Genomic DNA, 10593 nt, shown 5'->3' on the forward strand with positions numbered 1-10593 from the left:
TCATGTGGTCGGGTTTCATGACCCGGATCGGTCGAGAACAGGCGCATGCTGTGCCATCAACTCCACCACCCATTCAATGAACACCCGCAACTTGGCGCTGATGTGTCGGTTAGGAGGATAGGCCACGTAGAGCGGCATCGGGTCGAGGCGCCAGTCTTCGAACAGGCGCACCAACTCACCTCGCGCCTGGTGGGATCTGGACATGTACTCGGGTAGCCAGAGCACACCCAACCCCGCCAGGCCGGCCGCGAGGTAGGCGTTGCCATCATCGACGGCCAGTGCGTAGCGTCCTTTGATGTGCAAATGCTCGCCGTGGTTGTGCATGGCGTAAGGGAGCGGTTTGCCGGTGCGCGCCCAGAGGAAGCCGACGATGCGATGCTGGGAATCTTCCAGTTCTCGCGGATGCGCAGGCGTGCCCACGCGCTGCAGATAGCTCGGTGCGGCAAACACGCCAAGAGCCAGGTCGCCGACGCGCCGGGCGATCAGCGACTGGTCCGTCAGTTCGCCGCCGCGCACCACGCAATCGACGTTTTCATCGAGCATGTCGACGATGCGGTCGCTTGCGCCCATGTCGATCTGGATGTCCGGGTATCGCGCGTAAAATTGCGGCAATGCCGGCATCAGGATCATGGTCGCCAACGGGCTTGGCACGTCCACTCGCAATCGCCCTCTGGGCAGTGCCTGAGCGCCGGACAGGCTGGTCTCGGCATCGTCCATGTCGGCCAGCAGGCGAATCACCCGCTCGTAATAAGCGGCGCCGTCAGCGGTGACGTTGACCTTGCGCGTGGTGCGGTTGAGCAACTTGACGCGCAGCCGGGCCTCCAGTTGCTGCACCAGTTGGGTCACGGTGGTTTTGCTCATGTGCAGTGTTTCGGCGGCTTTGGTGAAGCTGCCCGCCTCCACCACTCGAACGAATGCCTGCATCGCGTCGAAACGATCCATTACTGCCCCGGTGTCCGTCAGATTGTTTGGATTTTACAAACAGTGATCGCCAAGGTTGCTCGTTTATCGTCCGCGCACAAGCCCCTAGAGTGTTTTCAACATTGAATCCGACCCTTTGATGGAGGCACCCATGACACAGCGCGATGTAGTTTTCCCCGCCGGACGCCAGGCACTTTATGAGCGTAATCGCTATTCGCCGGCGATTCGTTCCAATGGCTTTTTATTCGTATCGGGGCAAGTCGGCAGCACCGAAGACGGCTCGCCAGAGGCCGAACTGGAGGATCAGGTTCGGCGGGCGTTCAACAACCTGAAGGCGATTCTTGCCGCCGCCGATTGCACCTTTGATGATGTGGTTGACGTCACCGTGTTCATCGTCGACCCCGAATCGACATTCGAAACGATCTGGAAAGTGGTGCCCGAATTCTGGGGCAGCGCACCGCATCCAACACTCACGGCGGTGGGGGTGACGTGGCTGTATGGTTTTCAGTTCGAGATCAAGGTGATTGCCAGGTTGCCTGAAGCCGCCCAGGGATGAGCTGACTGGCGGTGGGTCAGGTTGCAGCCATGTTGAATGTGCCGCCGTCTTCGCGAGCAGGCTCGCTCCCACAGGGGGTTGTGTTGACCCACCCATCGAGACCGACACAGATCCAATGTGGGAGCGAGCCTGCTCGCGATAGCGGACTGTCAGGCTGCGCCGCTCAACCTTTCAACGCGGCTTCAATGGCCGCGATGTCGATCTTTGTCATCTCCATCATGGCTTCGAACGCGCGCTTGGCGGCTGCCTGATCGGGATTGGCTATCGCGGCAGTCAGCACGCGCGGGGTGATCTGCCAGGACAGGCCCCACTTGTCCTTGCACCAGCCGCAGGCACTGGCCTGGCCACCATTGCCGATAATCGCCTCCCACAAACGGTCCGTTTCGGCCTGGTCATCGGTCGCGACCTGGAACGAAAAAGCCTCGGTGTGCTGGAACGCCGGGCCTCCGTTCAGCCCCAGGCAGGGAATGCCCATTACCGTGAACTCGACCGTCAGCACATCGCCCTGCTTGCCCATCGGGTAGTCACCGGGGGCATGATGAACGGCCTGCACCGCACTGTCCGGGAACGTCGCGGCGTAGAACTGCGCAGCCTCCAGCGCAGCACCGTCGTACCAGAGACAAATCGTGTTTTTGTTATTCATCCGATCTCTCCGAGAGATAACTGGACGGTAAAGTCTAGCAGTCTCTGCGTCGGCGCAAGGCTAGCGGACCAGTGGACTCATCCGCTCCCCATGACTGACCATCCAGCGAATCATGCTCGCCAGCGGCACCCGGTAATTCTGGATGTCGCACGCATCGGCCTGGTCATGGCCGTACAACTCCAGGTAGCGGCTGAGCAATAGATGTCGGCCATCCTCCGTTAACTGCAGTTCGATCTCCCGGCAATGCAGAATGCCTTGGTCGAGGGTTTTCACTCGCCGGTGCAGAACCAATACGGGGTTACTCATCAACGGTCTCTCCCTCCGGGCAGGCGGCGTCGTCCCCCGCCACCGCGCCCAACTTGCCCTGGGCGACAAAATCGGCGCGCCGCTGCGCTACCGCGTCACGAAGCGCCACGTAGTAATCCGGCCGGGCCCGCAACTTGTCCGTCAGCGGGAGCGCCTCGGCACGACCATCAACAACCCCGCCTACGGTATTGATCGTGCCCAACGTATCGACCGTATCGCTGTTGCTGCCGAACGGATCGACCGCAGAACTCAGCAGTTTGCCGGTTGCGTCGCGCAGGCTGGACGTTCCCAGCAACGGCAGTTCGACGATCGGCCCGGGAGCGATGTTCCAGACGCCGAACGTCTGGCCGAAATCGGCCTTGTGGCGCTCGATACCCAGTTTGCCCGACACATCGATCAGCCCGACGATGCCTGCGGTGGTGTTGATGACGAAGCGACCCAGGGTGTTGACCGAGCGTTGAGCGTTGCCTTGCAGCAGATCGTTGATGAAGACCTTGGGCTCACCGAAGTTCGCCACGAAGTTATGCACCCCCGTCTGAACCACATCTGGAAGCTTGAGATAACCACGGGCAACCGGGGCCAGCGCATAGTCATCGACAGTCCGGTTGAAAGCGAAGATGCCCCGGTTGACGGGCTCTGCCGGATCATCGACGGTGTAGCTCGCACGTTCACAACTGCCAGGGGTTGCAGCGGGCGTGCTGGTGCAGCCGCTGGCGAATGCCACGAGTCCTACGACAACAGTGCAACGAACAAACAGCGGAGCGGGCTTGGTGATCGGCATACAAGGCTATCTCGGCGAGGAATTGGGGCGATACCGGTCAGTTTGGGAAGACACCGCCGTACACAGCTCTGGTGGCGAGGGTTGTGTTGGGTTGGCCGTCGTTTAACTGACTGACATCGGGTGATCCTGCCCCTGATTCTTTGCCTGAAGATTTCCACAACATTGCCCGTCGGCAACTTTATTACCGAGTTGAAATATATGACGCAGGCCCCGGATTGACCCTAGTATCCCCTTCTGTATTCATTGCCCTGCGTGCCCACTGTGAGCCATCTATTACTGGTGGACGACGACCTCGAAGTCCTCGCCCTCTTGCGCAAATTCCTCGAGCAACATGGCTATAGCGTCGAAGTGGCCGCCGACGGTGCTGCCCTGTGGCAGGCGGTGGCGCGTCGCTTGCCGGACCTGATCATCCTCGATGTCATGTTGCCGGGAGACAGTGGACTGGTGCTCTGCCAGCGACTGCGGGCCGAGCATACGGTCGGCATCATCATGCTCACGGCCATGGGTGAGCTGAGTGATCGCGTCGTCGGTCTTGAGTTGGGGGCGGATGATTACCTGACCAAGCCGTTCGATGCGCGCGAGCTGCTGGCCCGGGTGCGCGCCGTGCTCAGGCGCACCGGCGAAGCCAGGGGCACATTGAACAACAACTCGCGCCTGATTCTGGAGTTCGAAAACTGGCAATTGGACGTCGCCCGCCGCGAGTTGCGCTCACCGGACAAAGTCATGATCCCGCTGTCCACCGGCGAGTTTGAGTTGCTGCTGGTCTTTGCCGAACACCCGCGCCGGGTCCTCACTCGCCAGCAATTGCTGGACCTGGCCCGCGGCGAAACATACGACGCCTTCGATCGCAGCATCGACGTCCAGGTCAGCCGGCTGCGCCGCAAGCTGGAGAGCGATATCACTGGCCCATCGATGATCCGCACCATTCGCAACAGCGGCTACCTTTTCAGCCCCCATGTGGTGAAGCGATGAAGCCCCGGCACTCAGCTTTCCATCGGCCACGCGATACGGTAGCCCGCTGGATTGCCCTGACCACCATGCTCGCCATGCTGACTTTACTGGCCCTGAACGAGCTGTTCGGCCTGTTGGCTGGGACCTGGGCACGCCCTCCCCTGATGGAAACCGGCCTGATGGAGAAAGCCGCCACCATCACTCGTATCATCGACTCGGTGACGCCCGGACAACGGCCGGATATCGCCAGGGCGGCCAGCGACCAGGCGTTCGCCGCACAATGGTTACCCCGCCGTGAAGACGCACGAGTGCCGGTGATCGACGACCCACAGTTCAGTGAGGGGGCGACGTTCCTGCGCAAGCAACTGGGCAGGCCCGAGGCCAGGATAGAGGCCTTCGAGCCCGGCGATTGGCCCGCCGATCATCCAGACAGGCGCTACGCGGTCCTCATCCAATTGGCCGACGATTCCTGGGTGGAATTTTCCGTAGCCTCTCGCAGTTGGGGCCTGAAAGAGTGGATGCGCAACCTGATCATTATCGGGCTGATTCTTCTATCGACGTTTATCGTCGCCCTGATTGCTACACGGCATCTGGCGACACCGCTGGAACGCTTTGCCGAAGGCGCCAGGCGCTTTGGCGTGGACTTCAGGGCGCCGCCCATCCCGGTGGTCGGGCCTCACGAAATCCGTCAGGCGATCCTCGCGTTCAATGCCATGCAGGCCCAGCTGCAACACTTCGTCCAGGACCGCACGCAGATGCTCGCAGCCATCTCCCACGACCTGCGCGCCCCCCTGACCCGCATGCGCCTGCGTGGAGAGTTCATCGACGACGCCGAACAGCAATCGAGGCTGTTCAGGGACGTGGATGAAATGCAGGCGATGGTCAATAGTGCGCTGGAATTTTTCCGCGACGAAGCTCGGCTCGAACACGCCACCGCGTTCGACCTGGCCGAACTGCTGCACACGGTCGTCGACGACTTCAAGGATGCCGGCACCGAGGTTTCATTCGAGGGCGCTCCTCGTTTCGTTTACATGGGCCGGCCCATCGGGATCAAGCGAGCCCTGGTCAACCTGATCGACAATGCGAGCAAATATGGCAGCGAGCCGGGCGTTCAGCTCAAGGCGTTCATGGACCGTGTCGAAATTCGCGTCCACGACCGCGGGCCTGGTATCGCCCCGCAGTTCCACGAGCAAGTCTTCGCGCCCTTCTTTCGCATCGAAGGCTCGCGCAACAAGAACACCGGCGGTGTCGGGCTGGGGCTGTCGGCAGCGCGGGCGACGGTGCTGGAGCATGGCGGGACGCTGACCCTCAGGAACCGGCGGGGCGGCGGCCTGGAGGTCAAGGTCTCGCTGCCGCTCAATTGACCCCGGCACCATACGCCGGCAAACAATGTTCTAAACAACACGCGCCTTCCTCGGTAGGATGTCCGACCTTTTGACCAGGACCGGCCTACCGGAATTGCCCTGATGATTCTGATCATTTACGCCCACCCCTACCCTGACCAGTCACGGGTCAACCAGCAAATGCTCCAGCGCGCATCCAGTCATCCGGACGTGGTCATACGGTCCCTCTACGATCTTTATCCGGACTTCGACATCAACGTCGAGGCCGAACAACGCGCCATCGAACAGTGCCAACTGCTCGTCCTCCAACACCCGATGTATTGGTACAGCATGCCGCCGCTGCTGAAATTGTGGATCGATAAAGTGTTCACCCATGGCTGGGCCTATGGCAGAGACGCCACAGCCCTCAAAGACAAGCCCCTGCTGTGGGCCGTCTCCACGGGTGGCAACCACGATCATTTCCAGATCGGCGCCTACCCGGGCTTCCAGGTGCTGGCCCAGCCCCTCCACGCAACGGCCGTCTACTGCCACATGCGCTGGCTGGAGCCGGTCGTGGTACACGGCGCGTATGCCGGCGCGTCCGAAACCCTGGATGCACAAATCGAACACTACAGCGCACGCCTGGCCTCCTGGAAGGAAGATTGATATGGAGACTCACAGCCTGATTGAACTGCTTATCTACCTGGGTTCGGCAGTGTTGATCGTGCCGATTGCCGTCAGGTTGGGCCTGGGCCCGGTGTTGGGTTATCTGCTGGCCGGGTGCGTGATCGGCCCGTGGGGACTCAAGCTCGTTACTGACGTAAAGGCGATTCTGGAATTCGCCGAAATCGGCGTCGTCCTGATGCTGTTCGTCATCGGGCTCGAGCTCGATCCCAAGCGGCTCTGGGCGTTGCGCAGGATGGTGTTCGGTGGCGGTGCCTTGCAGATGCTCGCCTGTGGCGGGGCAATCGCGGTGTTCTGTGCGGCCCTGGGGCTGAATTGGACGGCCGCGCTGCTGGTCGGCCTGACCCTGAGCCTGTCCTCCACGGCCATCGCCATGCAAGCCATGAACGAGCGCAACCTGACGTCGACCGCCGTCGGGCGCAGCAGCTTCGCCGTCCTGCTGTTCCAGGACATCGCGGCCATTCCGCTGGTTGCCATGATTCCGTTGTTGGCGGCCCACGGCGACACGCCGTCCGGCACCGCTCTGGTGCTTTCGATTATCAAGATCGTCGTGGCCATCAGCGTCGTCGTGCTGTTGGGACGCTACGTGACACGCCCGCTGCTGCGCTTCGCCGCGCGCTCGGGTCTACGTGAGATCTTCAGCGCCGTGGCGCTGTTTCTGGTGTTCGGCTTCGGGTTTCTGCTGGAAGAGGCCGGCTTGTCGATGGCCATGGGCGCGTTCCTCGCCGGGGTGCTGCTGGCCAGTTCTGAATACCGCCATGCCCTGGAAAGCGACATCGAACCGTTCAAAGGCTTGCTGCTGGGGTTGTTTTTTATCGGTGTCGGCATGTCGATCGATTTCGGCACGCTGATCAATGCTCCGCTGAAGGTCATGACCCTGACCCTGGGTTTCATTCTGATCAAATTGCTGGTGATCAAGGCCGTCAGCCGTTTGCTGAACGTCCCTGCCGGCCAACGCTCATGGCAAGCGGTGTTGCTCGGCCAGGGCAGCGAGTTCGCCTTCGTGGTGTTCGGCGCCGCCACGCTGGCCGGCATTCTGACCGACCAGTGGGGCAAGAGCCTGACGCTGGCGGTGGCCCTGTCCATGTGCCTGACGCCGTTGCTGATCCTGCTGCTGGATCGAATAGAGTCCGCCACCAAGAAAGACCGCCAGGAATCCGACCTCGTCGATCAGCAGAACCCACGGGTGATCATCGCCGGGTTCGGCCGCTTCGGACAGATCGCCGGGCGTCTCTTGATGTCCTGCGGCGTCGAGGTGGTGGTGTTGGATCATGACCCCGACAACATCGAGACGCTGCGCAAATTCGGCGTAAAAGTGTTCTACGGCGACGCCACTCGCCTCGATCTGCTCCACGCGGCCGGCGCCGGCCAGGCGGTGGTGCTGATCAATGCGATTGACGACCAGCAGGACAACCTGACGCTGACCCGACTGGCCCAGGAGCACTTCCCCGCGTTGAAACTGATCGTCCGTGCGCGGGACATGGGGCACCTGATCACCCTGCGGCAGATGGGCGTAGAGACCGCCGAGCGGGAAACCTTCGAGAGCGCGCTGGCATTGGGCCGAAATGCGCTGGTGCAGATGGGCGTCGGGGCTTACGAAGCGCGCGAGCGCGCGGATCAGTTCCGTCGTTTGAATCTGCAGATGCTGGAGGAAATCGTCGCCCAGCCGGAAGACGACCTCAAGTTCAGGCACGACGCCTACCAGCGCGCCAACGCGTTGCTCACCGAAATGTTCAACGAAGACCGTGCGCACCCAGTCGACAGTTGGCCTGACCATCATCGAAACGAAACGGATGAGGCGCGCAGTTGATCCGTCCCCCGGCGTCACACCCGCCCGAACTGGCGCCGGTACTCCATCGGCGTCAGCCCAGTCAGTGCCTTGAACATCCGTTGCAGGTTGGAACTGCTGCTGAAACCCAGCTCGGCGCCGATGCTGGCGAGGGATAATGATGTCAGCGTCAGGCGTTCGCTGACCTGGTTCAGCTTGATGCTCCGGGCGTACGCTGCGACGGTCTGGCCCGTTTCGCTGCCGACCTTGCGCGCGAGCGTGCGTTCGGACATGGCGAGCCGCTCCGCCAGCGCCTTGACCGTGATGTGCTCCGCTGGCATTTGCTCGATCAGCCCATGCAACCGACGCAGCAACCCATCGGGCTGCTGGACCAGGGCGATCCCTTGGAACGCCGCGTGAGACACCGCTGGGCGCGCAAGCACCATGAGCCGGGTAATGTCGCGCAGCACATCACGGCTGACGCTCTGTTCGATCAATTTTTCCGCGATGGGCAAATAACCATTCACCCCCGAAGCGGTGGCGGTTCGCTCATTGAACACGCAGTTCTGATCGCTTTGCCAACGGACTTTTCGATACTGCGCTTGCATCGCCTGAGCCAGCCACCACGTCACCGTCGCGCCCTGCCCGTCCAGTTGCCTGCAGGCGGCCAGCAGGCAAACGCCTGTGCAGTAAGCCCAGAGCTGAAGGTGTCGCGGACGTTTCGACAGTGCTTTCAACAGTTGGGTCTGCCCGGTAAGTACCGCGTTTACCTGCTCGGCCGATTCGGCCCAGAAACCGGGAACCAGGACGGCGTCGAGTTCGCAACTGCCCAGGGCCGCCTGCGCTTGCAGGCTTATGCCATGCGCACAGGTTACCGGGCCTGCTTGCAGTGCGACATAAGTCGCCTCGAACAACACCCGGCCGCTTCGGCGGTTGGCCGCATGCAGCAGATCGGCGAACGCAAACAGGCCGGCAGGCATGCAACCGGGAAACAAGAGTAGACCGACACGGAGTTTTTTGGGCATGGCTTGAAATGAATCAATGATGTCAGATTCGGCCATTATGCCTATCACCGCAGATCGACACCATGAAGCGCTCGCCCAAAAAAGGAACGCTCCATGAAAATTCAGCAAGTCCGTAACGCCACGATCATCCTTGAATCCGGCCCGTATCGCGTGCTCGTCGATCCGATGCTGGCCGGCAAAGGCATGCTGCCGCCGCTTCGGTTGTTCGGCGCCACCCAGCGCAATCCGCTGGTGGAACTGCCAGCCGCTACGACTGGCGACCTGGAGACCGTGACTCACTGCCTGATCACGCACTGCCAGAAAGGCCATTTCGATCATCTGGACCGAGCGGCCAAGCGGTGGTTGAGGGAAAAACAGATCCCGGTGATCTGCACGCCTCATGATGCCCCCTACCTCGCCAAGCGGGGCTTGAATGTCCAGCCGCTTGCCAAGGAACACCAACAGCCCGGCGCATTTTTGGGCGGCACGATCCGTACAGTCAGATGCACCCATGGGCAGGGCCTGGTGGGCAAGCTGATGGAACACGGCGTCGGTTACCTGATCGAGCTGCCTGGCGAACCCAGCGTCTACCTCACCGGCGACACCCTGCTTAGCCCCGCCGTGCGCGAGTTCGTCTTGCACCATCAACCGCAGGTCAGCGTGGTGCCGGCAGGCGGGGCCAGGTTCGATTTAGGCGGCGACATCATCATGGGCATCGAGGAAACCCTTGAGTTCGCCCGCTTGTCTCGCGGAACCGTGGTCGCCAATCACCTCGAAGCGCTCAGCCACTGCCCGACGACGCGCAAGGCACTGCGCGACGCCGCCGCGATGGCCGGCCTCGAAGGTCGGATACGGGTACCGGAAGATGGCGAGACGGTGGTGTTCCAGCCTGCCTGAACCAACCCGTCCAACTCGGTCAGCATCTGCACTGGAATCCTCCGCTCGCTTGCCGTGAGGTTTTCCCGCAGGTGCGCCACTGACGACGTACCGGGAATCAACAGGATGTTTGGCGCGCGTTGCAGCAGCCACGCCAACGCCACGCACAACGGCGACGCCTCCAGGCGCGCCGCTACGCTCGAAAGAGCTTCCGACTGCAGCGGCACGCATCGACCCTGGCGTCCATGAGCAGAAAGGAAATCACGAAAGGCTCGACGATGGACGGTAAACTGGCCGCGCAAGGGCCGCTTGCGTCGCGACCGCCCCATTACCCTTTCCTGAACAAGAGGCTTTCATGGCAAACCAAGACATCACGTTCATCCCCGACCCGGACGCGGACTCCATCTCTTCCGACGTCGCCGGCTTCGGCGGCCTGCTGGTTTCCACCCAGATCCCCACTCGCCCTGACGGCAGCCTGGAGCTAGGTGACATCACCTTGCAAAGCGAATGCACATTGCAGGCGCTCAAGACAGCCCTGGAAGGCGCCGGCAGCTCCATGGACCGGGTCTTGCACCTGACCATCTACCTCACCGACATGGCCGACCGCGCGGCCTTCAACGAGGTGTACCAGCGTTTCTTCGCCAAACCCTGGCCCGTACGCGCCGCAGTGGGCGTGGCGGCGCTGGCGGTTGAAGGAATGCGAGTGGAAGTGACTGCGATGGCGGCCAAAGGCTGAGGTTACGGCTGTTTTTGATCGTTCCCACGCTCTGCGTGGGAATGG

General features: G+C 61.8%; 12 protein-coding genes and 1 pseudogene. 7 read left to right on the top strand and 6 right to left on the bottom strand.

Features of this window, described 5'->3' with window-relative positions; genetic code table 11:
- Positions 1–15: 15 nt before the first annotated feature.
- Positions 16–942: a LysR family transcriptional regulator gene (locus GSM73_RS13320; protein ID WP_076385429.1), complete on the bottom strand. Its 927-nt coding sequence runs from the start codon at positions 940–942 to the stop codon at positions 16–18.
- 130 nt (positions 943–1072) lie between these two features.
- Here GSM73_RS13320 and GSM73_RS13325 point away from each other — a divergent pair, with 130 nt between their 5' ends.
- The gene (locus GSM73_RS13325; protein WP_160892903.1) at positions 1073–1477 is read left to right on the top strand and encodes a RidA family protein; all 405 of its coding nucleotides are present in this window, start codon (positions 1073–1075) and stop codon (positions 1475–1477) included.
- A 163-nt stretch (positions 1478–1640) separates the two neighbouring features.
- Here GSM73_RS13325 and GSM73_RS13330 read toward each other — a convergent pair whose 3' ends face one another.
- Genes GSM73_RS13330 through GSM73_RS13340 form a run of 3 tightly spaced genes read right to left on the bottom strand, consistent with a single transcriptional unit; the run spans position 1641 to position 3207 of the window.
- Entirely contained in the window at positions 1641–2120 is a 480-nt protein-coding gene (locus GSM73_RS13330; RefSeq protein ID WP_160892905.1) for a VOC family protein, read from the bottom strand.
- A 60-nt stretch (positions 2121–2180) separates the two neighbouring features.
- Positions 2181–2426, bottom strand: coding sequence for a hypothetical protein (locus GSM73_RS13335; protein ID WP_160892907.1), 246 nt, complete (start codon positions 2424–2426; stop codon positions 2181–2183).
- Positions 2419–3207: a VacJ family lipoprotein gene (locus tag GSM73_RS13340; RefSeq protein ID WP_139050629.1), complete on the bottom strand. Its 789-nt coding sequence runs from the start codon at positions 3205–3207 to the stop codon at positions 2419–2421. The genes GSM73_RS13335 and GSM73_RS13340 overlap by 8 nt, the downstream gene beginning before the upstream one ends.
- Positions 3208–3468: 261 nt before the next feature.
- On the opposite strand from GSM73_RS13340, the gene GSM73_RS13345 reads away from it, so the two are divergent.
- The 4 genes from GSM73_RS13345 (at position 3469) to kefC (ending at position 7974) form a co-directional block, all read left to right on the top strand.
- A complete protein-coding gene (locus GSM73_RS13345) occupies positions 3469–4179 on the top strand; it encodes a response regulator (protein ID WP_076385435.1) in 711 nt (236 codons plus the stop codon).
- Positions 4176–5522: an ATP-binding protein gene (locus GSM73_RS13350; protein ID WP_160892909.1), complete on the top strand. Its 1347-nt coding sequence runs from the start codon at positions 4176–4178 to the stop codon at positions 5520–5522. Before GSM73_RS13345 ends, GSM73_RS13350 begins: the two co-directional genes overlap by 4 nt.
- A 102-nt stretch (positions 5523–5624) precedes the next feature.
- Positions 5625–6146, top strand: a complete 522-nt coding sequence (gene kefF, locus GSM73_RS13355; protein ID WP_160892911.1) for a glutathione-regulated potassium-efflux system oxidoreductase KefF — start codon at positions 5625–5627, stop codon at positions 6144–6146.
- A 1-nt stretch (position 6147) separates the two neighbouring features.
- Positions 6148–7974 carry a glutathione-regulated potassium-efflux system protein KefC gene (kefC, locus tag GSM73_RS13360; RefSeq protein WP_160892913.1) on the top strand — a complete coding sequence of 609 codons (1827 nt, stop codon included), beginning with the start codon at positions 6148–6150 and terminating at the stop codon, positions 7972–7974.
- Positions 7975–7988: 14 nt separating this feature from the next.
- On the opposite strand, the gene GSM73_RS13365 is transcribed toward kefC, so the two are convergent.
- Positions 7989–9065: a GlxA family transcriptional regulator gene (locus tag GSM73_RS13365; protein ID WP_256676894.1), complete on the bottom strand. Its 1077-nt coding sequence runs from the start codon at positions 9063–9065 to the stop codon at positions 7989–7991.
- Here GSM73_RS13365 and GSM73_RS13370 point away from each other — a divergent pair.
- Positions 9051–9833: an MBL fold metallo-hydrolase gene (locus GSM73_RS13370; RefSeq protein WP_160892915.1), complete on the top strand. Its 783-nt coding sequence runs from the start codon at positions 9051–9053 to the stop codon at positions 9831–9833. The two genes, GSM73_RS13365 and GSM73_RS13370, sit on opposite strands and share 15 nt — an antisense overlap.
- Here GSM73_RS13370 and GSM73_RS13375 read toward each other — a convergent pair.
- Positions 9833–10036, bottom strand: a pseudogene (locus tag GSM73_RS13375) (aldo/keto reductase); the annotation flags it as partial. The gene GSM73_RS13370 and the pseudogene GSM73_RS13375 overlap by 1 nt on opposite strands.
- A 131-nt stretch (positions 10037–10167) precedes the next feature.
- Here GSM73_RS13375 and GSM73_RS13380 point away from each other — a divergent pair.
- Entirely contained in the window at positions 10168–10548 is a 381-nt protein-coding gene (locus GSM73_RS13380; RefSeq protein ID WP_047227689.1) for a RidA family protein, read from the top strand.
- The last annotated feature ends 45 nt before the right edge of the window (positions 10549–10593 follow it).

Source organism: Pseudomonas sp. PICF6, assembly GCF_009831705.1.
Classification (GTDB): domain Bacteria; phylum Pseudomonadota; class Gammaproteobacteria; order Pseudomonadales; family Pseudomonadaceae; genus Aquipseudomonas; species Aquipseudomonas rhizophila.

Coding starts and splice junctions, on each gene's coding strand:
- GSM73_RS13330 (WP_160892905.1), bottom strand. CDS start 2,120: ATGAATAACAAAAACACGATTTGTCTCTGGTACGACGGTGCTGCGCTG.
- GSM73_RS13380 (WP_047227689.1), top strand. CDS start 10,168: ATGGCAAACCAAGACATCACGTTCATCCCCGACCCGGACGCGGACTCC.
- kefF (WP_160892911.1), top strand. CDS start 5,625: ATGATTCTGATCATTTACGCCCACCCCTACCCTGACCAGTCACGGGTC.
- GSM73_RS13340 (WP_139050629.1), bottom strand. CDS start 3,207: ATGCCGATCACCAAGCCCGCTCCGCTGTTTGTTCGTTGCACTGTTGTC.
- GSM73_RS13370 (WP_160892915.1), top strand. CDS start 9,051: ATGAAAATTCAGCAAGTCCGTAACGCCACGATCATCCTTGAATCCGGC.
- kefC (WP_160892913.1), top strand. CDS start 6,148: ATGGAGACTCACAGCCTGATTGAACTGCTTATCTACCTGGGTTCGGCA.
- GSM73_RS13335 (WP_160892907.1), bottom strand. CDS start 2,426: ATGAGTAACCCCGTATTGGTTCTGCACCGGCGAGTGAAAACCCTCGAC.
- GSM73_RS13350 (WP_160892909.1), top strand. CDS start 4,176: ATGAAGCCCCGGCACTCAGCTTTCCATCGGCCACGCGATACGGTAGCC.
- GSM73_RS13325 (WP_160892903.1), top strand. CDS start 1,073: ATGACACAGCGCGATGTAGTTTTCCCCGCCGGACGCCAGGCACTTTAT.
- GSM73_RS13320 (WP_076385429.1), bottom strand. CDS start 942: ATGGATCGTTTCGACGCGATGCAGGCATTCGTTCGAGTGGTGGAGGCG.